At 73.1% G+C, this 24,475-nt stretch carries 24 protein-coding genes; 15 read left to right on the plus strand and 9 right to left on the minus strand.

Translation table 11 applies throughout. The annotated features are described in order from the left end of the window. Positions 1-41: 41 nt before the first annotated feature. A complete protein-coding gene (locus tag ACQP10_RS10065; protein ID WP_346020647.1) occupies positions 42-773 on the plus strand; it encodes a 16S rRNA (uracil(1498)-N(3))-methyltransferase in 732 nt (243 codons plus the stop codon). A gap of 25 nt (positions 774-798) precedes the next feature. On the opposite strand, the gene ACQP10_RS10070 is transcribed toward ACQP10_RS10065, so the two are convergent. Next, positions 799-1,452 carry a hypothetical protein gene (locus ACQP10_RS10070; RefSeq protein ID WP_346020646.1) on the minus strand — a complete coding sequence of 218 codons (654 nt, stop codon included), beginning with the start codon at positions 1,450-1,452 and terminating at the stop codon, positions 799-801. After that, positions 1,449-1,928, minus strand: a complete 480-nt coding sequence (locus tag ACQP10_RS10075; protein WP_179822874.1) for a SigE family RNA polymerase sigma factor — start codon at positions 1,926-1,928, stop codon at positions 1,449-1,451. The genes ACQP10_RS10070 and ACQP10_RS10075 overlap by 4 nt, the downstream gene beginning before the upstream one ends. 286 nt (positions 1,929-2,214) lie before the next feature. Between ACQP10_RS10075 and ACQP10_RS10080 the strand changes: the two genes are divergently transcribed. The 7 genes from ACQP10_RS10080 (at position 2,215) to era (ending at position 7,695) form a co-directional block, all read left to right on the plus strand. Then, positions 2,215-2,565 (plus strand): histidine triad nucleotide-binding protein, encoded by a 351-nt coding sequence (locus ACQP10_RS10080; protein WP_179822871.1) that lies wholly within the window; start codon positions 2,215-2,217, stop codon positions 2,563-2,565. 92 nt (positions 2,566-2,657) lie between these two features. Further along, positions 2,658-3,719: a PhoH family protein gene (locus tag ACQP10_RS10085; protein ID WP_179818799.1), complete on the plus strand. Its 1,062-nt coding sequence runs from the start codon at positions 2,658-2,660 to the stop codon at positions 3,717-3,719. 19 nt (positions 3,720-3,738) lie between these two features. Continuing rightward, positions 3,739-4,221 (plus strand): rRNA maturation RNase YbeY, encoded by a 483-nt coding sequence (ybeY, locus tag ACQP10_RS10090; protein WP_179818798.1) that lies wholly within the window; start codon positions 3,739-3,741, stop codon positions 4,219-4,221. Next, positions 4,218-5,537 (plus strand): hemolysin family protein, encoded by a 1,320-nt coding sequence (locus ACQP10_RS10095; RefSeq protein WP_179818797.1) that lies wholly within the window; start codon positions 4,218-4,220, stop codon positions 5,535-5,537. Before ybeY ends, ACQP10_RS10095 begins: the two co-directional genes overlap by 4 nt. A gap of 190 nt (positions 5,538-5,727) precedes the next feature. Then, the gene (locus ACQP10_RS10100) at positions 5,728-6,399 is read left to right on the plus strand and encodes a hypothetical protein (RefSeq protein ID WP_433541258.1); all 672 of its coding nucleotides are present in this window, start codon (positions 5,728-5,730) and stop codon (positions 6,397-6,399) included. Positions 6,400-6,424: 25 nt separating this feature from the next. Next, positions 6,425-6,757 (plus strand): cytidine deaminase, encoded by a 333-nt coding sequence (locus tag ACQP10_RS10105; RefSeq protein ID WP_389997326.1) that lies wholly within the window; start codon positions 6,425-6,427, stop codon positions 6,755-6,757. A 17-nt stretch (positions 6,758-6,774) separates the two neighbouring features. Further along, the gene (gene era, locus ACQP10_RS10110; protein ID WP_189244819.1) at positions 6,775-7,695 is read left to right on the plus strand and encodes a GTPase Era; all 921 of its coding nucleotides are present in this window, start codon (positions 6,775-6,777) and stop codon (positions 7,693-7,695) included. Positions 7,696-7,729: 34 nt separating this feature from the next. Here the strand turns inward: era and ACQP10_RS10115 are convergent, their stop codons facing one another. Further along, positions 7,730-9,541, minus strand: coding sequence for a serine/threonine-protein kinase (locus tag ACQP10_RS10115; RefSeq protein ID WP_433541259.1), 1,812 nt, complete (start codon positions 9,539-9,541; stop codon positions 7,730-7,732). Positions 9,542-9,691: 150 nt separating this feature from the next. Between ACQP10_RS10115 and ACQP10_RS10120 the strand changes: the two genes are divergently transcribed. From ACQP10_RS10120 to ACQP10_RS10130, 3 genes are all read left to right on the plus strand, one after another. Beyond that, positions 9,692-10,846: a transporter substrate-binding domain-containing protein gene (locus ACQP10_RS10120; RefSeq protein ID WP_433541260.1), complete on the plus strand. Its 1,155-nt coding sequence runs from the start codon at positions 9,692-9,694 to the stop codon at positions 10,844-10,846. Beyond that, positions 10,843-11,868: a hypothetical protein gene (locus ACQP10_RS10125; RefSeq protein WP_389997336.1), complete on the plus strand. Its 1,026-nt coding sequence runs from the start codon at positions 10,843-10,845 to the stop codon at positions 11,866-11,868. The genes ACQP10_RS10120 and ACQP10_RS10125 overlap by 4 nt, the downstream gene beginning before the upstream one ends. Positions 11,869-12,042: 174 nt before the next feature. Next, entirely contained in the window at positions 12,043-13,506 is a 1,464-nt protein-coding gene (locus tag ACQP10_RS10130; protein ID WP_433541261.1) for a serine hydrolase domain-containing protein, read from the plus strand. Here the strand turns inward: ACQP10_RS10130 and ACQP10_RS10135 are convergent. The 3 genes from ACQP10_RS10135 to ACQP10_RS10145 all read right to left on the minus strand — a co-directional run bounded on the left by ACQP10_RS10135 (position 13,461) and on the right by ACQP10_RS10145 (position 15,567). Beyond that, positions 13,461-14,090, minus strand: a complete 630-nt coding sequence (locus ACQP10_RS10135; RefSeq protein WP_433541262.1) for a response regulator transcription factor — start codon at positions 14,088-14,090, stop codon at positions 13,461-13,463. The two genes, ACQP10_RS10130 and ACQP10_RS10135, sit on opposite strands and share 46 nt — an antisense overlap. Next, the gene (locus ACQP10_RS10140; protein ID WP_399499712.1) at positions 14,081-15,205 is read right to left on the minus strand and encodes a sensor histidine kinase; all 1,125 of its coding nucleotides are present in this window, start codon (positions 15,203-15,205) and stop codon (positions 14,081-14,083) included. Before ACQP10_RS10140 ends, ACQP10_RS10135 begins: the two co-directional genes overlap by 10 nt. 116 nt (positions 15,206-15,321) lie before the next feature. Further along, positions 15,322-15,567: a DUF2630 family protein gene (locus ACQP10_RS10145; protein WP_189244813.1), complete on the minus strand. Its 246-nt coding sequence runs from the start codon at positions 15,565-15,567 to the stop codon at positions 15,322-15,324. A 311-nt stretch (positions 15,568-15,878) separates the two neighbouring features. Between ACQP10_RS10145 and leuA the strand changes: the two genes are divergently transcribed. Beyond that, entirely contained in the window at positions 15,879-17,591 is a 1,713-nt protein-coding gene (gene leuA, locus ACQP10_RS10150) for a 2-isopropylmalate synthase (RefSeq protein WP_179818788.1), read from the plus strand. 201 nt (positions 17,592-17,792) lie between these two features. On the opposite strand, the gene ACQP10_RS10155 is transcribed toward leuA, so the two are convergent. After that, the gene (locus ACQP10_RS10155; protein WP_399499710.1) at positions 17,793-19,076 is read right to left on the minus strand and encodes a phosphatidylserine/phosphatidylglycerophosphate/cardiolipin synthase family protein; all 1,284 of its coding nucleotides are present in this window, start codon (positions 19,074-19,076) and stop codon (positions 17,793-17,795) included. Positions 19,077-19,604: 528 nt separating this feature from the next. On the opposite strand from ACQP10_RS10155, the gene ACQP10_RS10160 reads away from it, so the two are divergent. Together ACQP10_RS10160 and ACQP10_RS10165 are read left to right on the plus strand one after the other, a co-directional pair. Continuing rightward, positions 19,605-20,231 (plus strand): Ohr family peroxiredoxin, encoded by a 627-nt coding sequence (locus tag ACQP10_RS10160; RefSeq protein ID WP_346020640.1) that lies wholly within the window; start codon positions 19,605-19,607, stop codon positions 20,229-20,231. 217 nt (positions 20,232-20,448) lie between these two features. Continuing rightward, complete coding sequence (locus ACQP10_RS10165; RefSeq protein WP_179818787.1) at positions 20,449-21,000, plus strand: hypothetical protein; 552 nt, start codon at positions 20,449-20,451, stop codon at positions 20,998-21,000. A 54-nt stretch (positions 21,001-21,054) separates the two neighbouring features. On the opposite strand, the gene ACQP10_RS10170 is transcribed toward ACQP10_RS10165, so the two are convergent. Then, complete coding sequence (locus ACQP10_RS10170; RefSeq protein WP_433541263.1) at positions 21,055-23,322, minus strand: multicopper oxidase family protein; 2,268 nt, start codon at positions 23,320-23,322, stop codon at positions 21,055-21,057. Then, positions 23,319-23,780, minus strand: a complete 462-nt coding sequence (locus tag ACQP10_RS10175) for a DUF6220 domain-containing protein (RefSeq protein WP_433541264.1) — start codon at positions 23,778-23,780, stop codon at positions 23,319-23,321. Before ACQP10_RS10175 ends, ACQP10_RS10170 begins: the two co-directional genes overlap by 4 nt. A 459-nt stretch (positions 23,781-24,239) precedes the next feature. Here ACQP10_RS10175 and ACQP10_RS10180 point away from each other — a divergent pair, with 459 nt between their 5' ends. Continuing rightward, entirely contained in the window at positions 24,240-24,461 is a 222-nt protein-coding gene (locus tag ACQP10_RS10180) for a hypothetical protein (protein WP_346020637.1), read from the plus strand. Positions 24,462-24,475: the final 14 nt, after the last annotated feature.

Genomic DNA, 24,475 nt, shown 5'->3' on the forward strand with positions numbered 1-24,475 from the left:
GGCGGCGCCTCCCGGGTCCGCCGCGGCGTCCCCGCCGCCGCATGACGGCGCCGGTCTTCCTGGCCGACCCGGCCGACCTGGGCCGGGAGGGGTTCACACTCGCCGGTCCTGAGGGCCGGCACGCGGCCGCCGTACGGCGGCTGCGCGCCGGGGAGCGGCTCGACCTGACCGACGGCGCGGGCGCCGTGGCCGAGTGCGTGGTGGACGACGCCGGCAAGGACTCCCTGCGGGTGCGGGTGCTGCGCCGCTACGAGGTGCCCGCGCCGCGTCCCCGCCTGGTCGTCGTCCAGGGCCTGCCCAAGGGCGACCGGGGCGAGCTGGCCGTGGAGATGATGACCGAGGCCGGGGTGGACGTGATCGTGCCCTGGGCCGCGGCCCGCTGCGTGACCCAGTGGAAGGGGGAGCGGGCGGCCAGGTCGCTGGCCCGCTGGCGGTCCACGTCGCGGGAGGCGGCCAAGCAGTCGCGCCGCTTCCACCTGCCCGAGGTGACCGACCTGGCGAGGACCGCCGAGGTCGCCGCCCTGCTGTCGGCGGCGGCGCTGGGCGTCGTGCTGCACGAGGAGGCCGCCTCGCCGCTGTCCGGCCTCCCGCTGCCGGCCGACGGGGACATCGTGGTGGTCGTCGGCCCCGAGGGCGGGGTCTCCGAGGAGGAGATCGCCGCCTTCCGCGCCGCCGGGGCCGCGCCGGCGCTGCTCGGGCCGACGGTGCTGCGCACCTCGACGGCCGGGGTCGCGGCCGCGGCGGTGCTCCAGGCGCGCACCGGCCGCTGGTAGGCGACCGGCGGCGGATCGCCGCCGGTCAGTGGCTCACCGGGGTGGGCGCGCCCTCGCTCGGCGTGGGAGGCTGCTCGTCCGGCTGGGGACAGCCGGACGGCGGGCACGGGCTCTCGGGCTGGCCGGTGGGCTCGGGCTCCGCGGTCGGCGTGGCCGGGCACTCCTCGGAGACGTCACCGGGCGCCGTGTCGTCCGCGGGCGCCGTGGGGCAGCCGTCCGACGGGGTGGGTTTCGGCGTGGGGGTCGTCTTGGGCGTGGGTGTCGCCTTCACGCTCGGCGCCGTGCTCTTGGAACGCTCGGTCGGCTCCGGCGGGGGCGGGGCGCTGGACGTCCTGGGGACGACCGGGACCCGGTTGTCGTTGTTCGCCGGTGGGCGCGAGGTGGCCGACATGTCGGGCGCGGTGGACTGGGTGAAGTTCACCTCGCCGCTGTAGACCTCCTGGATCACCTGCTCGCGCAGCTGGGGGACCATCATCACGACGGTCGCCGCGACAAGGACCGCTCCAGCGACGGAGGCGCCGGCGCGCCACCACACCAGCCCGCGGAGTCCGCGGAGCCCGCGACGCTCGATCCGGGCCCGGATGATCTCCAGTCCGTCGGGGGAGGGAACGACCGAGTTCGCCTCCGCGTTGAGGGCACGGCGCAGCAGCTCGCCGTACTCATCGGGGGACTCGGTCATGACAGTTGCTCCAGTGTGGTTCGTAGGGCGGCCATGCCGCGAGCCGTGTGGCTCTTGACCGCGCCTTTGCTGATTCCCATCGCGTCGGCGATCTGCGCCTCGGACAGGTCACCGTAATAGCGCAGGACCAGTGCCTCGCGCTGCCGGGCGGGCAGGGCGCGCAGCGCCTCGATGACGGCGGAGCGCTCGAACTCGCCGATCGCGCCGTTCTCGGCGCTCGGCGCGTCCGGCATGCCCTTGGGGGCGTACTTCTCCACGACCGCCCGGTGCCGCAGCACCGAACGAGATCGGTTGACGACCGATTGGCGCAGGTAGGCGAGTGCCTTGTCGGTGTCGCGCAAACGGCGCCAGGCGCCGTGGATGGCGACGAACGCGTCCTGCACGACCTCCTCCGCGGTTGCCACATCGCGGACGAGCAGAACAGCGAGACGCACGAGCGACCGATAGTGCGCGCTGTAGAGCGCGGTCACGGCCATGTCGGCGTCCCAGCCGACGGGCACCGCCCCGAGCGACCTGTCGGCCACGAGGGTCTCGGTGGTCACATCAGTGGGACGCTCGGCCTTCCCAGAGGGTTTACGCTCTTCCGGTTCATTAGGGGGCATGACCCAGTCGTGTCCTCGGCCCGGCGGCCATGTCGTGCGAATCGCAATGGTCTGTAGTTGTTGAAGTTTCGCACATCCACCATATCCGTGTGGATCTTTCTGCGCCGGGGATGGACCATCACCGATTGACAACGCCCGGACCGGATAGGGTGCCCGCATGGTGAGTGAAGCCGACTGCCTGTTCTGCAGGATCGTGGCCAAGGAGATCCCCGCGCGGATCGTTCACGAGACCGACCGCACGCTGGCCTTCCGTGATGTCAATCCGCAGGCGCCGACCCACGTTCTGGTGGTGCCGAAGGACCACTACCCCACCGCCGCGGCCCTGGCCGCCGCCGACGACGGGCTCACCGACGAGGTGATCAGGGCGGCCCACGAGGTCGCCGAGCAGGAGGGGATCGTCGAGTCCGGCTACCGGCTGGTCTTCAACACCGGCCCCGGCGCCGGTCAGACCGTCTTCCACGTGCACGGACACGTGCTCGGCGGGCGCGGCCTGAACTGGCCGCCCGGCTGACAACCGGGAGGCGTCACGGGGCCCATCACGGATACCATGGCGTAGAAGTCACACTCCGATATCTGGAGGCGAACAGGCCGAAAGGCCCGCCTATGTCCGAGACAAACGATTCCAACAGAACGTCGCCGCGGTCGAAGACCCCCGGGCGCACCCAGGCGAAGGTGGTGATTCCGGACGAGCACTCGATGGTCAGCCTGCTGGGCTCGGGTGACGAGCTGTTGCGGGTCATCGAGGGAGCCTTCCGGGCCGACATCCATGTCCGGGGCAACGAGATCACCATCACCGGCAGCCCGGAGGAGAGCGGCACCGTCGTGCGCCTCTTCGAGGAGCTCACCGAGCTCGTCCGCGGCGGCGCCGAGCTCACGGCGGACGCTGTGGAGCGCAGCATCGCGATGCTGCGGATGACCTCCGAGCGCCCCGCGGAGGTGCTCTCCCTCGACATCATCTCCTCCAGGGGCCGGACCATCCGCCCGAAGACGGTGAACCAGAAGCGGTACGTCGACGCGATCGACAGGCACACCATCGTCTTCGGCATCGGCCCGGCGGGCACCGGCAAGACCTACCTCGCGATGGCCAAGGCCGTGCGGGCCCTGCAGGAGAAGAAGGTCAACCGGATCATCCTCACCCGCCCGGCGGTCGAGGCGGGGGAGCGGCTGGGCTTCCTGCCCGGCACCCTGTACGAGAAGATCGACCCCTACCTGCGCCCGCTGTACGACGCGCTGCACGACATGCTCGACCCCGAGTCGATCCCCCGGCTGATGGCGGCCGGCACGATCGAGGTCGCCCCGCTGGCCTACATGCGCGGCCGTACGCTCAACGACGCCTACATCATCCTGGACGAGGCGCAGAACACCTCGCCCGAGCAGATGAAGATGTTCCTGACCCGCCTGGGCTTCAACTCCAAGATCGTCGTTACCGGCGACGTCACCCAGGTCGACCTGCCGGGCGGCACCCAGAGCGGCCTGCGGGTGGTGCAGGACATCCTCGACGGCATCCCTGACATCCATTTCAGTAGGCTGACCAGCGCCGACGTGGTCCGGCACAGGCTGGTGAGCGACATCGTCGACGCCTACGGCCGCTACGACGAGTCGCAACGGCAGAGCGCGCCGCAGCCGATCAAGGGCGTGGCCAAGCGTCCCCGAGGAAGATCGTGAAAGTAGTGGAGAACGACCGGTGAGCATCGAGGTCAACAACGAGTCCGGCGTCGAGGTCGACGAGGGTCTCCTCGTCTCGCTGGCCGGCCACGTGCTGGAGCGGATGGACATCAACCCGCTCGCCGAGCTGTCGATCCTCATCGTCGACGAAGAGGCCATGGCGGTTCTGCACGAGCAGTGGATGGGGGAGCCCGGCCCGACGGACGTGCTGTCCTTCCCGATGGACGAGCTGCGGCCCGGCGGCGGCAGCGGCGCCCGGCAGGAGGGCGACGCCCCCGCCGACCCGGCCCTCCTCGGTGACGTGGTGCTGTGCCCGCAGGTCGCCGCCAGGCAGGGGGCCGAGGCGGGACACGGCACCGAGGCCGAGCTGGAGCTGCTGTGCACCCACGGCATCCTCCACCTGCTCGGCTACGACCATGCCGAACCGGAGGAGCACAAGGAGATGTTCGGCCTCCAGGCCGAACTGCTCGAATCGTGGCGGGAGGTGCGCGCCCAGCGGTGAACGGTGCCAATGGGTGGTTGTTCTCGGCGGTCGTCCTGGTCGTGGTCGCCGGCCTGATAGCCAGCGCGGAGACGGCGCTGACGCGCATCTCGCGGGTCCGGGCCGAGGAGTTCGCCCGCGAGGGGCGCCGGGGCTCCGCGCGGCTGCAGGAGATCGTCGCCGACCCGCCCCGCTACCTCAACCTGCTGCTCCTGATCCGGCTGAGCTGCGAGATGATCGCCACGGTGATCGTCACGCTGCTGTGCATCGACTGGCTCGGCGACCAGGGCTGGGCCTACACCGCCGCCGCGGCGATCATGATCGTCGTCAGCTACGTCATCGTCGGCGTCTCCCCGCGCACGCTGGGCCGCCAGCACGCCGAGCCGGTCGCGCTGGCCAGCGCCTCCCCGGTGTACGGCCTCACCCGGATCTTCGGCCCGCTGCCCAAGCTGCTCATCCTGCTGGGCAACGCCCTGACGCCCGGCAAGGGCTTCCGGGAGGGGCCGTTCACCTCCGAGGCCGAGCTGCGCGACCTGGTCGACCTGGCCGAGGAGCGCAGGGTCATCGAGCCGGACGAGCGGGAGATGATCCATTCGGTCTTCGAGCTCGGCGACACCATCGTCCGCGAGGTCATGGTGCCCCGCACCGACATGGTGTTCATCGAGCGCGGCAAGACCCTGCACCAGGGCCTGTCGCTCGCGCTGCGCAGCGGCTTCTCCCGCATCCCGGTGGTCGGCGAGAACGAGGACGACGTCATCGGCATCGCCTACCTCAGGGACATCGTGCGCCGGGTGCAGGAGGCGGGCGAGGCGGGCCGCGCCGAGCAGGTCGAGACGATCATGCGTCCGGCCGCCTACGTCCCCGAGAGCAAGCCGATCGACCAGCTCCTGCGGGAGATGCAGGCCCGCCGCATCCACCAGGCCATCGTGATCGACGAGTACGGCGGGACGGCCGGCCTGGTGACGATCGAGGACATCCTGGAGGAGATCGTCGGGGAGATCACCGACGAGTACGACCAGGAGGCCCCGCGCGTCGAGCCGCTGCAGGACGGTTCGGTCCGGGTGACCGCCCGGCTCCCCGTGGGGGACCTGGAGGACCTGTTCGACGCCGAGCTGGAGGTCGACGACGTGGAGACCGTCGGAGGACTGCTGGCCCACGCGCTGGGCCGGGTGCCGATCGCCGGCTCCGAGGCCGTCGTGAACGGCCTCAGCCTGACGGCCGAGAGCCTCGCCGGGCGGCGCAACCGGATCGGCACGGTCCTCGTCCGGCGGGTTCCCCCGGAGGAGGAGGCCGACCCGGCCGAGACCGCCCCGGAGCACGACCAGAGCAGGGCCTGAGGGACCCGGACATCCGGCCGGGGCCGGGATTCCCGGCCCCGGCCGGGACCGGCCCGCGTCGCCGTACCGGAGGCGTGTGAGGCGGGTTGGCGGGGTCCTGGGTGTTTGCCGATGATTGCCGCTTTTGCCAAGAGGGAAGGAAGCGGATCGGCGGGGGCGGGGGCCCACGCCCGACATCGGGGGAACGGACATGGGGCGGGGGACTCGGACCCCGGGGATCCGGGCCGCCGCCGCGGTCGCGGTCTGCGGGCTGCTGGCGGTGGCCCCGATCGCGTGCGGCACCGGGCCGGCGCGATACACCCGGGCGGACGCCAGGGCGGAGCAGGCGCGGCTGCGCGGCCTGCTGCCGCTCCAGGAGGACATGCCGGAGGGGTTCTCGGCCCGGCCGCGGGACGGCTGGCGGCCCCCGTTCCGCGCGGAGAACCCCGAGTGCCGGACCGTCCTGAACATGGCCGGGGGCGGCTCGCCGCGCCGTACCGCCGAGCCCCGGGTCACCGTGACCTACCAGGGCGACGACGTGGGCGAGCTGGCCGGGGTCGCTCTGGTGTCCTACACCGGCGCCGGCGCCGCCCTCCGCTTCGCCGAGATCTCCGACGCCCTGGACGGCTGCCCGGTGGCGGCCGGTCCCCTCGCCGGCCGTGGCACCTCGCTGCGGGTCTCCCCCCTGGAGGTGGACGTGCCCGGCGACGTGCGGGCCGGGAGGCTGCGCGGCCGGCTGAACGGCTACCCGTACGAGCTGCACGTGGTCTTCGCCCGCGTCGGCAACACCGTCGTCTCGCTGGTGCACAGCGGGATGGCCGGGATCGACGAGGAGAGCACGCGGAGGCTCGCCCGGCTCGTGGTCGGCCGCCTCTCCGCCTGATCCGGCGGCTGAATACCCTTGTGCCGTGAGCGACGCGAACCTCGACCCCGAGGACAACAAGATCATCGTGCTGGCCCGTTCCGCCCGCGCCCGCAACGGCACCGCCGAGGGGGCCGCGGTGCGCGACGAGACGGGCCGGACCTACGTGGCGACCAACGTGGCGCTGCCCTCGCTGACGCTGTCGGCGCTGCAGGTCGCCGTGGCCATGGCCGTCTCCAGCGGCGCGGAGTCCCTGGAGGCCGCGGCGCTGGTCACCGCGGGCGACGGCCCCTCCCCGGAGGACGAGCGGGCCGTGCGCGACATGGGCGGCGAACGGCTGCTGGTGGCCGGTCCGGACGGGACACCGCGTCAGAGCTGAGCCGACGATCGGGGACAATGGGTGACGTGAGTTCTCCAGCCGCTGATTTCCACGCCGGTTTCGCCTGTTTCGTCGGACGGCCCAACGTCGGCAAATCAACGCTGATGAACGCGTTGGTCGGCACGAAGGTGGCCATCACCTCCTCCAAGCCACAGACGACCCGCCGCGTCATCCGGGGCATCGTGCACCGCCCGGACGCCCAGCTCATCATCGTCGACACCCCCGGCCTGCACCGTCCCCGGACCCTCCTGGGCGAGCGGCTCGACAGCCTGGTGCTGTCCACGCTCACCGAGGTGGACGTGATCGGCTTCTGCGTGCCGGCCAACGAGCCCATCGGCAAGGGCGACCGGTTCATCGCCGAGAAGCTCGCCGCCGTCAAGAAGACCCCGGTCGTCGCCGTCGTCACCAAGTGCGACCTGGCGACCCGCGAGCAGATCGCCGCGCAGCTGATGGCCGTGTCGCAGCTCGCCGAGTTCGAGGAGATCGTCCCGGTCTCGGCGGAGAGCGGGGAGCGGCTCGACGTGCTGCGCGACGTGCTGGTCGGCAGGCTTCCGGCCAGCCCGCCGCTGTACGAGGGCGGGCAGCTCACCGACGAGCCCGAGCAGGTGCTGGTGGGCGAGCTGATCCGGGAGGCGGCCCTGGAGGGCGTCCGCGACGAGCTGCCGCACTCCATCGCGGTCGTCGTCGACGAGATGGTGCCCCGCGAGGGCCGCGACGACCTGCTCGACATCTACGCCCACATGTTCGTCGAGCGGCCCTCGCAGAAGGCCATCGTGATCGGGCACAAGGGCAGCCGTCTCAAGGAGGTCGGCAGCCGGGCCCGCGGTCACATCGAGGCGCTGCTCGGCACCCGGGTGTACCTCGACCTGCGCATCAGCGTCGCCAAGGACTGGCAGCGCGACCCCAAGCAGCTGCGCCGGCTGGGCTTCTACGACTGACGGCGCCGGATGCGGCGGGCCCGTTCCGGAGGACTCAGGGACGGGCCTCGAAGGAGTTGAACGCGACGTCCAGCCCGGAACCGCCGCGCCGGCCCCGGGCGAAGACACCGATGGAACCGGCGGTCAGCGGCCGGGCCCGGTCCACCCGGGAGATGACCTCCTTGCCGTTGACCCGCAGGCTCAGCGTGGTCCCCGTCGCACCGCCGCGGCAGACCGCCTGCAGGACGGTGAGCCGGCCGGGACGCAGCCCCGGGACGCGCCGCACCGCCGACGGCGTCTCGCCGCTCCGGGTGATCGAGGCGCCGCCGTCGCCGGTGAGCGCGAACTCGTAGCGCTCGTCCGTCGCCTTCCGGCCGCGGCAGAACACCCCGAAGTCCCCCTTGCCGGAGATCAGGCGCGCCTTCACGGTGATGACGGTGTTCCGCAGCGAGGCGGTGACGGGGGCGGTGACCGGGAGGCTCGCGCCGGCCCGGACGGTGAGCCGGTAGGCGCCGTGGTCCGGCCGGTGCTTCCCGGCGTTCCCCGCCGCCGTGCTTCTCCAGCCGCCGGCGCCGCCGAAGTCGTCCTGGAACGGCAGGGCGCGCTCGGCGGTGGGCCGGGCGGTGCGCTTCGCGGGCGCCGGCGAGGACGGGGGCGACGATGTGGGCGACGCCGTCACGGGGGCGGGCCCGACGCTCGCCGGGGCGGTGGGCAGGGCCCGCGACGCGACGTCGCCGGGCGCCGGGTCCCGGGGCAGGAGCCAGGCGGCCCCGGCGATGACCCCGGCGAGGACCAGACCCGCCGCGGCGGGGATGAGATGCCGCCTGACCTGCCGCGCCGTGTCGGGGACCGCCGCCGCGTCGGTACGGCGGGCCGCGCCCGGATACCCGGAGACGGCCGGTACGGCGGGCGGCGGGGCCTGACCCGGAGCCGCCGCGACCGGCGGCGGGGCGGCTCCGGGACCGGGAACGGGCAGGTCGGCTCCCGGACCGGAAATGGGCGGGGAGACCGGTTCCGGAACGGCGGGCGGCGGGACCGGCGCGGCCCCCGCGGCGGGCGGCCTGGGCGGGGCCGACGCGGCGGCCGGGTCGCTGACGCCGGTCAGGGCGCGGACGATGTCGCGCACGTCCGGGCGGCGGCCGGGATCCTCGGTGAGGGCGCTCGCCACGAGGTCGCGCAGCGGGCCGGTCAGGCCGGCCAGGTCGGGCCCGGGGCGGAGGACCCGCGCGGTCTCCTCGGGGTCGCCGGCATCACCGTGCGGCTCGCGCCCGGCATGGCCGTACGGCTCGCGCCCCGTCGCCGCGTACAGGACGGCCGCGCCCCAGGAGAAGACGTCCGAAGCCGCGGTGGCCGCCTCGCCGCGCGCCCGTTCGGGCGGCGTACCGCCGCCGGGGGCGTCGTGGCGGGGAAGGAAGGAGAGACCGAAACCGCCCACCCTCGGCCCGAGCGGGCTCATCAGGATGTCGGACGGCGTCAGCCGCCCGTGTGGGACGCCCGCGGCGTGGATCGCCTGCAGGGCGACGGCGGCGGACACGGCCAGTGAGCCGAGGCCCGGCCCGGTCAGCGGGCCCTGACCCTCGACCCGCTCGCGCAGGGAGGGGCCCTCGACGTGCTCGGTGACGACGTAGGCGCGGTCACCGTCGAACCCCGCCGAGATCAGCGGGACGATGCAGCGCGGGGCGACCCGGGACGCGGTGCCCGTCTCCTGCTGGAACCGCCACCGGACGCCGGGATCGGCGGTCAGGGCCGGGTCGAGGACCTTGACCACGACCTGCTGGCCGGCGGGGTCGTGGGCGAGGAAGGCCTCACCGGCGGCGTCCCGCCCCAGCCTGCCGGCCACGCGGTACGGCCCAATGATGAGATCCATCATCCCCCGTTCCTGACATTCGGTACTGGATCTTAGGGGGTATTCCGGTCACCGCGGCGGGGAAGCGGTTTGATCTCGTCTTGATGAAGGACCTCCTCGCGGCCGGGGCCACGTCATAGCCTGCCTAACGAGCAGGGGGTCCGTGGGGTTATGACCGAAGAACATGAGGACGTGACGGCGCCGTCCGGGAAGGCCGGTCTGTTCGCCGGGAAGCGGTGGCGTCCCGGCTCGTCGGCCGGCACGCCCGACCCGCGGGCCGACGAGCCGCCGCACCTCCCGGCCGATCCCGTGCCCGACCCGTTCCCGCCGCCGGAGCCGCAGCCGGTCAAGAGGTTCCGCCGCTTCCGGATCGCCGCCTGGATCGCCCTGGTCCTGGCCGCGATCGTGGTCGGCGCGTCCATCCTGGTGACGAAGGGGCCGCCCACCGAGGCGGAACTGCGGGAGCGGGCCGGGCTGTTCAACAAGGACCGGCTCCGGATCGGCGTGAAGTCCGACACCCCCGGCATCGCGCTCCAGGAGAAGACGGGCAGGCGCGCCTTCACCGGGTTCGACATCGAGATCGCCTACATGATCGCCGCCGACCTGGGCTTCTCTCGGGACAAGGTCGACTTCCTGGCCATCGAGACCGAGGACAGGGCGCGCATGCAGGCCCAGGACGTGGGGGGCCGGTTCGTCATGGTGGACCTGGTGGTCGCCACCTTCAGCGTGACACCTGAACGGCAGCAGAACCCGGCGGTCGGCTTCAGCACGCCCTACCTCTACACCGAGCAGTCCGTGGTGACCCGGTCCGACTATCCCGGGAAGGTCACCTCGCTGGGGCAGCTGGAGGGCAAAAAGGTCTGCACGCTGGGCACCTCGACCTCCGAGGACGAGCTGGAGCAGGCGACCAGGGCCACCGTCACCGCCCGGAACCTCATCAGCGACTGCGTCGAAGGTCTCAAGAAGGAGGAGTTCGACGCGGTGACCACCGACGCGGCGCTCCTGGCCGGGTTCGTCGCCGAGTCCGGTGGCAGGCTGCGCCACCACGACATCGCGCTGGAGAAGACGGAGATGTGGGCGGTCAACGCCGGCCCCAACGCCGCCCTGCGCACACTGGTCGACCTCTCGCTCTACCGCTCCTACGCCGACCCCCAGGACCAGCGGTGGGAGCAGGCGTACCAGAGGTACATCGATCCGCTGCTGGCGGTCGAGGCCAACCGCGGGCTGAACGTGGCGCAGAAGGAACAGCCCTGCGCGCTGCCCCCGGAGGTACGCCGATGGCCGTGGGAGCGCTCGCTTCCCGTCCAGGAGTGCTCAACCCGTTGAGCGGCATCGGACGGACCAAGCGCACGTCCAGAGAGCAGCCCAGGAACCAGGAGTGGCTGCTCGCGCTGCTCCCGGCCTTCCCGCTGCTCCTGCTCACCATGCGGCTGTGGTACGCCAGCCGCCAGGACACCCAGACCCTGCTGCTGCTGGTGCAGAACGTCAGCCCGCTGGGCCTGCTCACCGCCGTGCTGCTGACGACCGTGTGGATCCTGCCGGCCCTCGTCCTGAGCGGGCGGATGCTCGGCGCCCTGTACTGGATCAGCACGCGGGGCTGGACCGGCGCGGACCGCTCCTCCTGGTTGCTGCGCGCCGCCGAGCGCCTGCCCGGCTGGGTGGTGGTGCTGGCGGTGGTGGTGGGCCTGTTCTCCTGGGAACTGCGGTTCCTGCCGACGCTGGAGATGCTGGCGCTGACCACCGCCGGGCTGACGGTGCGCGACCGCTTCCCCGGCAGGAGGACGCTGCGGGTGGCCGTCTGCTACGTTCTGCCCGCGGTGGCCGCCGTGCTCGTCTACGCCGCGCTGTGGCCCGCCATCGGCCAGGCGGTCGCCGCGCGGGACGTGACGACCTCGATCCTGCTCATCCTGCCGCCGGGGATCGCGGGCCTGCTGACCGGCCCGGTGCCGAGGGCGCTCGCCCGGCTGTTCACCCACGGGCTCGCCGTCGTCGTGGCGGTCTTCACACCGTTCCTGGTGGGCGTGGTGGTGATGAAGGCGCCGATCCTGCCGCTGACGGCGTTCCAGATGACGGCGGACGGGGAACGGGACGCGCCGCGGGTGCTCGTGGGCTACCTGGTCACCAGCGACGACCAGATGGTGACCGTGCTGGGACGCGACGGTCAGGTGAGCTTCGTCCGCGGTGACCGGCTGGAGTCGAAGGTGCTCTGCCCCGACCCCGACGGGGCGCCCATGACCTGGGTGAACCTGCACGGCTGGTACGTCGAGAAGAACGTGCTGTCGTGGCTGGCCCCGGCCCCGCTGCAGACACCGGCCGACCCGCGCTGCCAGGGCCGCTCCGCGGACTGAGCGGGTCTCCGGCCCCGCCCGCCCGTCGTCATCCGGGGCGGCGCGCGGCGGCGTTCCGGCCGTCCTGATGGGCCCGTCGGCGACCGGCGGCCCGCCGTACGACGGTTTCCCACCGCGAAAAGGGAGGTTTTTCGCAATGGTCCCGGGCCGGAACGGGCGGCTAGCGTCCGGCGGGTGTTTCTGAGAACTCTCATCGCGATCTGCATGGCCGTGCTTCCCGCGGCCGGAGCCGTCCTGCCCGGGGCCCCGCCGGGGACCTCGCCCGAAGCCGCCCCGCCCGGCGGCGTCACCCCCGCGGCGATCGCCGCGTTCGTCGCGGACTACCGCGAGGAGACGGGGCTGCCCGGGGTGGCCGTGGCGGTCACCAGGGGAACGGAGGTCGTCCACGCCTCGGGGTACGGCGTGACCGCCGCGGGCGAACCGGTGACGGCGGACACCCCCATGCCCGTCGCCTCGGTCAGCAAGTCCTTCACCGCCCTGGCCGTGATGCGGCTGGTGGAGGCGGGCAGGATCGGGCTCGACGACCCGGTCCGCCGCCACCTGCCCGAGTTCACGATGGCCGACCCCCGGGCGGCGAAGATCACCGTACGGCAGTTGCTCCACCAGACGTCGGGCATGGCGGACTCGGCCTTCCACGAGCGGAGCCTGCCCCAGCCCACCACGCTGAAGGGCGCGGTGGCCCGGCTCAGGACGGCGAGGCTCGCCGCGGAACCGGGAACCGTCTTCAGCTACCACAACACCAACTACCAGGTCGCCGCGCGGCTCGTCGAGGTGGTGAGCGGCCGGCCGTTCGCCGAGTACCTCGACGCGCAGGTGTTCGCCCCGCTCGGCATGCGCCACAGCCGGACGGTCGACACCGACCGGGACCTGCCGCCCGGCTCACGCGGCCACCTGTACATCCTCGGCCGGGCCATCGCCCTGCCGGAGCCCACCGCGTTCGGCAACGGCTCCGGCGGCGTCCTCACCACCGCGAACGACATGGCCCAGTGGCTGATCGCGCAGCGGGACGGCCGCATCTCCCCGCGGACCGTCGAGGAGATGCGCACCCCCTCCGCGCAGAACGACGAGTACGCCCTCGGCTGGATGCTCGACGAGACGAAGCGCGGCACCCCCGTCGTGGAGCACGGCGGCGACCTGTTCACCGCCACCGCCGAGCAACTGCTGATGCCGGCGTCCGGGTACGGCGTCGCGGTCATGGCGAACACCGGCATGGCCTTCGCCGACGCCGGAGCCCTGATGGACGGCCTGGTCGCCCTGATCGAGGGGGAGAAGCCGGAGATCCCCGCCTCGCCCTTCTTCGTCACGGACCTCGTGTTCGCGCTGCTGATCCTGGTGACCGCCGGGCTGGCGGCGCGGGGGGTGGCCCGCTCCGGGCGGTGGGCCGCCCGCCGCTCCGGGTGGCGGTGGTGGCTGGGGCTGCTGCCCCATCTGGGGCCGCTCGCGCTGTGCGCGGCCGTCGTGCCGATCTTCCGGATCCTCGCCCGGGGGAGCGACATCTCCTGGATCCAGGTGGTCTACTTCTACCCGAGCTTCATGGCCTGGCTGGTGACGGCCGCGGTCGCGGGCCCGGTGCTGGTGGCGGCGCGCCTGGTTCAGACGTCGAGATACCGCAGGATCGCCAGCACCCGGCGGCTGTAGCCGGGGGTCCGGGCGAGGCCGAGCTTGTCGAAGACGGCGTTGACGTGCTTCTCGACCGTGCTCTGCGACACGTGCAGCCGCTCGGCGATCGCGGTGTTGACCATGCCCTGGGCCAGGTGCTCCAGGACGGCCCGCTCCCGGTCGGTCAGCGTGTCCAGCGGGGCGCGGGTGAGCAGCCGCCGGACCACCTCGGGGTCGAACACCGTGCCGCCGGAGCCGATCCGCTCCAGGGACGCGAGGAACCCGGCCACCTCCGACACCCGGTCCTTGAGCAGGTAGCCGAGGCCCTCCCCGGGACCGGCGAGCAGCCGGGAGGCGGAGGACGGCTCGACGTACTGCGACAGCACGAGCACACCGACGTCCGGCCACCGGCCGCGGATCTCCAGGGCGGCCCGCAGCCCGTCGTCGGTGTGCGACGGCGGCATCCGCACATCGACGATCACCGCCTCCGGCCGCGTTCCGGCCACGGACTCCAGGAGCGCGGCGGCGTCGCCCACGGTCGTCACCTCGTGCCCGGCGTCCCGCAGCAGCCGGGCCAGCCCCTCGCGGAACAGCACGGAGTCGTCGGCGAGGATCAGGCGCACGGCAGCCTCGCGGTCACCGTCGTCGGGCCGCCCGGCGGGCTGTCCACCGCGAACGTCCCGTCGAGTGCCCGTACCCGCCGGGCCAGCCCGGCGAGACCGCCGCCGTCCGGGTCGGCGCCGCCCCGGCCGTCGTCGGAGACCGTCACGGTCGCCTCCTCCTCCGTCACGCGCAGGCCGACCAGGATCGCGCCCGCCCCGGCGTGCTTGCTGGCGTTGGTGACGGCCTCCCTGACCACGAAGTAGGCGCAGGTCTCCTGCTCCGGCGCGAGCCGCCCGGGTGAGTCGTAGGAGACCGTCACCGGTACCGCGGAGCGATGCGCCACCTCGTCCAGCGCGGCGCGCAGGCCCCGCGAGTCCAGCTCGGCCGGGTAGATCCGCCACGCCACGTCGCGCAGCTCGTCGAGCAGCCGCCGGGCCTCGGCGTACGCCTCGTCGATCAGGGCGGGCTCGGCCGCGTGCCGTGCCCGCCCCAGCAGCATCGCCAGCGTCACCCCTCGCTGCTGGACCCCGTCGTGCAGGTCGCGCTCGATCCGGCGGCGCTCGTCGTCGACGGCCCGTACGATCCCGGAGCGCGAGGCGGTCAGCTCGGCGATCCGGCCCCGCATGGCCTCGTCCCGCCCGAAGGGCGCGAGACGGTCGGCCAGCCGGCGCTCCAGGCCGACCAGGACGGCGCCCCAGCCGACGGACAACGCCAGCGCGGTCAGGCCGAGGACGATGCCGTACACCGAGCTGTCCCCGGTCACCCGCACACCGGGCAATCGGAGCGGGATGGGATGGGCCTCCCCCGAGACGAGCTGCCCCGCCCCGCCGTACAGCAGGAGGACGGCCAGGAACACGCCCGCGAAAACCAGGTAGCCGCCCAGGACGCCGAGGGCGCCTCGCAGCAGGAGGTAGGCGCGTCCGCCGCGCCCGCCGATGCCGCCGCCGCGGTGGTGGTCGTACCAGGAGGCCAGGCGGCGCCGTTCCAGACCGACCAGCGCGGCCGTCGCCCTCCGCGCGCGCTCGCCCCCGACCGCCCAGGAGACGCAGATCCACCCCAGCCCGGCCAGGCCGGTCGGCACGCCCGCGGCCACGCCGACGGCTCGTCGCAGCGGCGACGTGAGGGCTCGGGGCATGGCCGCAGTCTAACCGCGCGGACCGTGCCGGTCGCGGGCGCCGGCACAGCCGGACGGCGGCTCCCACCGGCCGGCTCCCACCGGCTCCTGCCGGGTTCTACCGCTTCTACCGGCTCCTACTGGCGGTAACCCTCCACCTCGCCGACCGGGCGCGGCGCCGCCGAGTCGGGGTCCTCCCCGGCGTCCCGGCGCGCCCGGCGCTGCCGCAGCAGGTCCCACGCCTGGTCGAGGGCCTCCTCGACCTGCCGGATCCGGTTGTTCTCCTCGTACGAGGAGATCCCGCCGGAGGCCAGCCGCCGGCGCAGGTCGTGCTCCTCCTCGATGAGGTCGTGGATATGGGCGAGAATGTCGGTGTCCTTCATGGTCTCCCCAGATCGGATTCGGCGGTAGCGTCACTCTAACCCGGCCGATCCGGCCCGCCCCTGGCGGCGTACCGAGCCGGACGGGGTCCCCACGGTCGGCGGCGCCGTGTCACGCCTCCCCTGTGACCTGGGACGTCTCGATTCCTGAGATACGCGGGTGTGGATTTGGGACAGTCTGCTAACGTGCTAGGCATGCTGCGCGGGCTGCTTCTTAGCTGCCGCGACGAGGGCCTGTAAGAGGCCGGCCTCCTCGTCGCGGAGCGAGCCATGCGCGTCGGCCACGATCGTTTTCCACGTCGAGGAGCCATTGCATGTATCCGCAGCAGCAGCCCAGCCCCATGCCGTTCCGGCGCTACCAGCCCTTCACCCCGGTCAGGCTCGACGACCGCACCTGGCCCGGCAAGGTCATCGAGACCGCGCCCCGGTGGTGCGCGGTGGACCTGCGTGACGGCAACCAGGCGCTGATCGACCCGATGGACGCCCACCGCAAGCTCAAGATGTTCGAGCTGCTGGTGAAGATCGGCTACAAGGAGATCGAGGTGGGCTTCCCCGCCGCCTCGCAGACGGACTTCGACTTCGTACGGCAGATCATCGAAGAGGACCGCGTCCCCGAGGACGTGGTGATCCAGGTCCTGACCCAGGCCCGGCCCGAGCTGATCGAGCGGACCTTCGAGTCGCTGCGCGGCGCCAGGCAGGCCATCGTCCACCTGTACAACTCCACCTCCACGCTGCAGCGCCGCGTGGTGTTCGGCCAGGACCGCGACGGCATCACCGCGATCGCGGTCGAGGGCGCCAAGCTGTGCAAGAAGCTGGCGGCCGAGCTGGAGGACACCGAGATCTACTTCCAGTACTCGCCCGAGTCCTTCACCGGGACCGAGCTGGAGTACGCCGTGGAGGTCTGCAACGCCGTCAACGACGTCTGGCAGCCCACCCCCGACCGCAAGGTCATCGTGAACCTGCCGGCCACCGTGGAGATGGCCACCCCCAACGTCTACGCCGACCAGATCGAGTGGATGCACCGCAACCTCGCCTACCGCGACTCGATCGTGCTGTCCCTGCACCCGCACAACGACCGGGGCACCGCCGTGGCCGCCGCCGAGCTGGGATACATGGCCGGGGCCGACCGCATCGAGGGCTGCCTGTTCGGCAACGGCGAGCGCACCGGCAACGTGTGCCTGGTCACGCTGGGGATGAACCTGTTCTCCCAGGGCGTCGACCCCGAGATCGACCTGTCCGACATCGACGAGATCCGCCGGGTCACCGAGTACTGCACCCAGCTGCCGGTCCACCCCCGCCACCCCTGGGGCGGCGAGCTGGTCTACACCGCCTTCTCCGGGTCCCACCAGGACGCGATCAAGAAGGGCCTGGAGCACCTGGAGCGCGACGCGGCCGCCGCGGGCGTTCCGGTGGACGAGTTCACGTGGGCGGTGCCGTACCTGCCGATCGACCCCAAGGACATCGGCCGCACCTACGAGGCGGTCATCAGGGTCAACAGCCAGTCCGGCAAGGGCGGCGTCGCCTACATCATGAAGGCCGACCACAGCCTCGACCTGCCGCGCCGCCTGCAGATCGAGTTCTCCCGGGTCGTCCAGGCCCGTACCGACACCCTCGGCGGCGAGGTGAACCCGGCCGAGATGTGGGAGGTCTTCGCCGACGAGTACCTGCCGAACCCGGCGCGCCCCTGGGGCAGGCTGGGCCTGCTGGCGCACCGCGGCGTGTCCACGGTCGACGAGAAGGACGTCATCAGCGTCGACCTGCGGCTGGACGGCGAGATCCGCGAGGTCGAGGGCGTGGGCAACGGCCCCATCTCCGCCTTCTGTGACGCCCTGACGCGGAGCGGCTTCCCGGTGCGCGTCCTGGACTACGCCGAGCACGCCCTGAGCGCCGGCACCGACGCCAAGGCGGCCTCCTACATCGAGTGCGAGGTGGCGGGCCAGGTGCTGTGGGGTGTGGGCATCGACGCCAACACCACCACCGCCTCGCTCAAGGCCGTCATCTCCGCGGTCAACCGCGCCGCCCGCTGAGGGCCCGGGGTCCCGGCCGGGCGGGTGAGCCCGCCCGGCCGGGACCCCGGGGCGCCGGCCGTACGGCGTGCCGCCCGGCCCTGAGGCGACGGCCGTACGGCGTGCTCCGGTCCCTCTCACGTGCGGTCGGCGGGCGAGAGGGCGTCCCGCGGCGGGCGCCGAGCCGACGAACGCCCGGCGGGATCGCACCGGAGGGTCGGCTCAGGCCGCGGACACCGGTACGGCGGCGGCGCGGGCCTTCTCGAAGTTGGCGACGTAGCGCTGGTAGACGGCCTTGTCGTTGAGCCGCAGCATGGTCTCGTCGTTGCGGCGCAGCGACGTCTCGTTGTAGTTGTGGCTGCCGGTGAAGACCCAGCGGGCGTTCCGGTCCCCGTCGTAGGAGCCCTCGACGAGCAGGTACTTGGAGTGGATGCGGCCGGGCAGCGCGTTCCCGTCGCCGAGGGCGCGCAGCTCGACGCGGGGCTCGGCCAGCAGGAGCCGCTTCACCTCGTCGTCCATGATCCCGTAGACGATCTGCACCGAGCAGCCCCGGGCGGCCAGGTCGCGGAGCCGCTCGGGGATCGCGACGCGGTAGGTGTCCCACTCCGACATCCCGACGCGGATCTTCGTGCGGCCCTCGCAGGAGACCTTGTCGAGGTACTCGGCGACGGGGTCGGTGGAGGCGTCCGTGCCCGCCCGTGGGAAGAAGTGGGCCCGCACCGAGCCGCCGGCCGCGCCGGTGGTGACGACGCGGTAGTAGTCGAGGTTCTTCCGCTCCGCCGCGAGGTCGGCGAAGTAGCCGTCGTACGCCTGGTACAGCCGCCGGTTCCCGGTCAGGACGACGGCGTTGTTCCAGTACGTCGTGGAGTTCAGGTCGGTGAGGTTGGCCGACGACTGCACGACCACGTTCGAGGCCCCGCCCGTCCGGGAGAACGTGTAGAACTTGTTGTGCTGGCCCTTGTCCCCGATGCAGGCCGCCGTGCCGCCCGACATCGGGCCGGTGCAGACGTGCACCCACGATCCGGCCGAGGTGTCCGTGCCCAGCTCGGCCGCCAGTCGCGACGCCACGGTGGCGCCGCGCTTGTCGCCGTCCAGGATCACCCGCACCTCGACGCCGCGCCGGTGGGCCCTGGCGAGCTCGTCGGCGAACTCCGTGCCGGCCGTACCGGACATGACGAAGTGCGCGACCTGGATCCGCGCCCCGGCGGGGGTCTGGTGGATCAGGTCGCAGAGCCTGCGCACGATGGCGGCCGGGTCGCCCCCGACGGGCTCGCTGAAGACGGCGTCCGTGGTGACGGGGGTGTTCGGCGCGGTCGCGCAGGTACCGCCGCTCGCCGCGGTCGTGCCGCTCGCCGGAGTCGCGTCGTTCACCGTGGTCGTGCCGCTCGCCGGGGTCGCGTCGCCTGTCGCGGTCGTGCCGCTCGCCGCGGCCACGCCGCCTCCGATGATCGTCGTGGTGGCCATGGCGGCCGCCGCGGCCAGTGCGGACAGGAACCTTCTCGGCATGGATCACTCCTCACAGAGCGACGGAATCAGCCTTCTCCGTCGTATTTCTCGAACGGGACGGTCTTCTGAAGACGGTACGTCACCGGATAGTGCATTACACGGCCGATTCGGTGCCGGTTTCCGAGACCCGGCAGAGATCCTGGACGGGCCGATGGCGGGGCCGGGAACGGCGGCCTGAAGATCTGGACAACGGCCGGCGAACTTCTCCCGAAACGGTCTCCCGCCGGCTCGACCGGTTGTCCTCGCGGGCAGGCTTCCGGCCCGCCTTCGGGGATCGGCTGCGGCCCCGACCGGTTTCTCCACGGGGTGGGCCTCGCCTCACCCGGCCCTTCGCCGTCGATCGGCCTCCGCCTTGCCCGGACCTCCTCCGGGGCCGGGTCGCGCCCCGTGTCGGTCCTGGCGTGGAGGGTAGATAAGCACCATTTCGAGTAGTTCGCGCAGGTCATGGCCCCGCGTGGTACGGCGGGCCCGTCACGACGGGGTGCCCGGCCGTACCGAGCGCGGGGATCGGGGGATCGGGGGACGACCATGAACGATGACGTGCGATTCGGACAGGGAATGCCCAACGAGGCCGCCGCGCCGAGCAGGTCGGCGGTCTCCGACCGGCCGACGGCCGACGCCTCCGACTACTCGGGACCCGGCGTCGAGGCCGAGATCCGCGTCGGCGGACCCCGGGCCGCGGCCGACGCCGGCGGACCGCGGAGCGGCGTCGGCGGACCCCCGGACGAGGGTGGCGACGGCTACGTCACCCTCTACACGGCCCGGGCCTTCTCCACGGACGGCGCGGGGCGGGTGACGACCGAGGACGGGGTGCTCGACCTCCCGGTGAAGGCCCCCCGGGAGCTCGGCGGGCCCGGCGGCGCGCCCAACCCCGAGCAGCTTCTGGCGGCGGCGTACGCCACCTGCTTCCACAACTCCCTCGCGCTGGTCGCCGGCCGGGAAGGGGTGAGCACCGCGGACTGCATCGTCGAGACGGCCGTCGAACTGCGCAAGCGCGGGAAGCACGACGACTACGCGATCGGCGTCGAGGTGGCGGTCAGCCTGCCGGGCGTGGACCGGGACCTCGCCGGCCGCCTCGTCCGGCGGGCCCACGAGCACTGCCCCTACTCCAAGGCGCTGCGCGGAAACCTCCAGGTCGGGGCGCGCCTCGCCTGAAGGGAAGCCCCGCGTCGAGCCCGGACCGACCACGACCCCGCCCCGGTCCCGGCCGGTTCCGGTTCCGGTTCCGGTTCCGGTTCAACCTTGCCCGGGACATCGCGCGATGCGAGCCGACCGCATACCCGAAGCGGGGTAGTGAACCCCCATCGCGGTGACGGCGTGGCGCCATCGGCCGGAGATCGGTGGTCCGTCACTTTGGACGGGGGGTAAAGGCATGCAACGCGACACCGTCGTGCGCTCCATGCACGACCTGGGACTGGCCATGTGGTTCGGCGGCTCGCTGATGGGCGCCGTCGGCCTGAACGGCGCGTCCGGAGCGGTCAGCGACAGGCGCGAACGGACCCGGGTGGCGAACGTCGGATGGAGCAAGTGGACCCCGGTCAACGCCGCGGGCATCGCCATGTACCTCGCCGGCTCCGTCGGCCTGCTGGCGGCGAACAAGGGCCGCGTCGCGACGCAGAAGGGCGTGGCCGGGAACACCATCGGCAAGACGGTGCTCAGCGGCGCGGCGCTGGCGGTGACCGGCTGCAGCAGGATGCTCGGCGCGAAGATCGAGCAGGCCGGCGACGTCCCCGCGGAGTCGGGCGTCGAACCCTGCGCCGAGACCCCGCCGGACGTCGCCGGCGCCCAGAAGCGGCTGCGCGTCGTGCAGTGGGTGATCCCCGCGCTCACCGGCGGGCTCCTCGTCCTGAACGCACTGCACGGCGAGCAGCAGAGGCCGGGACAGGTGTTCCAGGGAGTGCTGCGCAGGCTCCTCGCCAACTGACGGCCCGCCGCGCCGTGTCCGGGGCGCGGCGGGCCCGCGCCGGGTGAAGGGCCCTCAGCCGCCGTGGGCGCCGTGGAACGGGGTGGTCACGTCCTCGTAGTTCAGGTGCAGGACCATCCCCTGGTCGGCGTGGGCGAGGTTGTGGCAGTGGTTCATCCACAGACCCGGATTGGCGGCGCGGAAGGCGACCTCCCACACCTCGCCGGGGCGCACGTCGAAGGTGTCCAGCCAGAGCGGGCTGCCGCTCGTCGCCCGCCCGTCGCGGGAGAGCACCAGCACCCGGTGACCGTGCAGGTGCCAGGGGTGGGTGTCGCGGCTCCGGTTGACGACGGTGAAACGGATGAGCTCGCCGTCCCTGACGACCTGGGTGGGGATGGACGGGAACGCGCGGCCGTTGACCGTGTGCGCGTACAGGGGCCGGCCGCCGGAGGACGTCAGGCCGCGGTCGAGCACGAGGGTGAATCGCCGGTCGAAGCGGCTGCCGGGGCCGAACGGCGTGCCGGCCGGGGTCCCGTACCGGGTGAGGTCGAGCTCCGGCCAGCCCGCGCCGTCCCCGGCGCTCCCCGCGGACCCGGCGCCTTCTTGCGGCGACAGCCGCAGACCCTCCGTACGGTCGTCCACCGCGAGCAGCACCGTCCGCGCCGCGGGCATGGTGAACGCGAGGTCGTAGCGGCCTCCCGCGGGCAGCCGCAGCCCGACCCGGCCCAGCTCGCCGGGGCCGTTCAGGTCCTGCCCGTCCACGGCCACCAGCCGGTACGGCGTGCCCGTCAGGGTGAACCGGTGCGGCGTGTTGTCGGTGTTGACCAGGCGCAGCCGTACGGGGGTGCCGGGGGCGGCGGACCGTTCGATCGCCCGGTCGTGGTCGCCGAGCACCGTCACGCCCCCGAAGGTGTGCACCGGCAGGGTGAGGTCCAGGCCCGGCGTGGACGCGGCCGGCCCGCCGGTCCCGGCCCCGCCGTCCCGTGTCCGCCCGGTCTCCCCGTCGGATGCCGGATCTGAGCCGGACCCGGAGATCTGATCGGCCGGTCCGCCGGCCCGGCGGGTGACCACCAGCATGCCGTACAGACCCTTCCGGACGCCGATGTCGGAGACCTCGTGCGTGTGGTACCAGTAGGTCCCCACCTGATTCGCCAGGAACCGGTAGGTGAACTCCTGGCCGGGCCGTACGGCGTCCTGGGTCAGGCCCGGGACGCCGTCCTCGCCGGCGGGCACGTCGTAGCCGTGCCAGTGGATCGTCACGCCCGACGTGACGTCGGCGTTGCGTAGCCGTACCTCGACCAGGTCGCCCTCGACGGCGGTGATCGGCGGGCCGGGCACCTTGCCGTCGAAGGTCCACGCCGCCACGCGGCGCCCGGAGGACAGGGTGACGGTGGCGGTGCGGGCGGTCAGCGCGAACCGGCGCGTCGTGCCGCCCGGCGCGGGTTCGGAGGGCCCGCGCAGCGAGGTCATCGACCGGACGTCCCCCACCCCGGCATCGTGGACCTCCGGCGCGGGCTCTCCCGTGGCGCCCCCGCCGCTCCCGTGCGCCTCCGGCGCGTGCTCTCCCGTGGTGTCCGTACCCACCGCGTGCTCTGCCGTGGCGCTCCCGCCGCTCCCGTGCGCCTCCGATGCGTGCTCTGCCCCCGAGCCCGCGCCCGTGCCGGTCGCGGGCTCATCGGCGGTGTGGGTTCCGGTCGTGCCCGCCGTACGGCCGTCCGCCGGGTGCCCGGCGGCCAGGTGGCGGGTCGGCGGGCCGCCGCCCGCGTCGGTCTCCGGGGCGGGGACGAACGCCAGCCCCGTCCCGGCGAGCCCCGCCGCCAGGGCCGCCGCGACGGCGGCCCTGGCGGCGCCAACCGGCAGGGACCGGGGCGCCGAGACGATCCGCCAGGTGAGGAGCACCGCCGCCCCGACCAGGGCCACCGTGACCAGCCCGGCGCTCCAGGTCGCCGGGTAGCCGAGCAGCAGCGCGTACGCCGGCCCGGCCACGGCCGCGTAGCCGGCGCCCAGCAGCGGGACGACGACGGCGGGCCGCCCCGCCAGGTCCGCCCGGCCGCCGCGGGCCGCCCTGACCAGGCGCGGTCCCGCCACCGCCGCCGCGACGCCCCCGGCGACGGCGAGCAGCGGGAGCGTGAGGGTGACCTTCTCCTGGACGAACCACCAGCCCGCGCCGGCCAGCACGGCGGCGGTGGCGGCGCGGGCCACCGACAGGACGGCCGCCGCGACGAACAGGGCCAGCGCGATCCCGGACCGCCGGGCGGCCGCCGCCGCGCCCGCCCCCAGCCACGTCGCGGCGGTCAGGACCGCGACCAGCAGGTCGAACGTGATGAGGGTGCCGACGCTCATGGCACGCGCGCCGCGGGCTCTCCCGGTGCCGTTCCGCCGGCCGCGGCTCCGGCCGGGGCCGCGGCCAGCGCCCTGGCCCGCCGCAGGACCAGGCCGGCCGAACCCATGACGGCCATGCCGTTGATCGCGTGCAGGCCGAGGACGGCCAGGCTCGCGGTGGTGGTGTAGCCGGTGTCGTCGTTCAGCGCCCTGCCCAGGACCACGATCAGCGCCTGGACGACCACCAGGCCCAGCGGCAGCAGGGTGAGCCCGATCAGCCGCCCGGGCGCCTTGGCCAGCGCCGCGGCCACGGTGGCCAGCAGCGACAAGATCGGGATGACCATCATGCCGAACGTGTCGTGCAACGCGAACGAGCCCTCCTCCATCGGCCTGTCGAACGCGCCGACCGCCGCCAAGTAGAACTGCACGACCACGGAGGCCAGCAGCAGGCCGGCCAGCGCGACGTAGAGCTTGCGCACGGTTTCACTCCTTCCTGTCCATCACCTCCGCCCGTCATCGGACGGTCACTGGCGATGGTGTCCGACGCGGTCCGTTTCGTCGTCCGCCGGCCGGAGGCGAACGGCCTACTCTCGGGGCGGTACGGATCACCCCGTGGTGTACGCCGCCCGCGGTGCCCGCCGTAGCCGGGCCGCGGTCCCGGAGGGAGCGCCGGCCGCCGGACCGCTCGGCGGCGGGGCGGTCCGGCCGGACGGATCCGCCGGACGAGTCCGGCGACGCCCACGGCTGCGGCGGGCAGGTGGACGACGATCGCCCGGCCGAGCCCGTCCTGCGGGAAGGACTCGGCGAACGGCCCGCCCGGCCACATGTCCATGCGCTGCACTCACCGTGTCATTGAGGCCGGGACAAAGCCCTGCCTCATCAAGGTCCTGGGCAGTACGGTTCAAGGTGTTCCGGCGATCGGCGGGAGACTGGGGACCATGACCATGCGCTGCACTCAATGTGACGGTACGGACCTGGAGCCGGGATTCGTCGAGGACGCTGGAGAGCACTCACGGGGATACGGCCGCTGGATCGCGGGTCCCCTGGAGCGCGGTCCGCTCGGCAACGCCAAGCGTATGGGAAAGACGCGCTGGATCATCGAGGCGTTCCGCTGCATCCGCTGCTCCCACCTCGAATTGTTCGCCCGTTTCAAAGAATGAGGGCCCGATGCGGA

It is taken from the genome of Streptosporangium sandarakinum, from assembly GCF_050942225.1.
GTDB classification, from domain to species: domain Bacteria; phylum Actinomycetota; class Actinomycetes; order Streptosporangiales; family Streptosporangiaceae; genus Streptosporangium; species Streptosporangium nondiastaticum.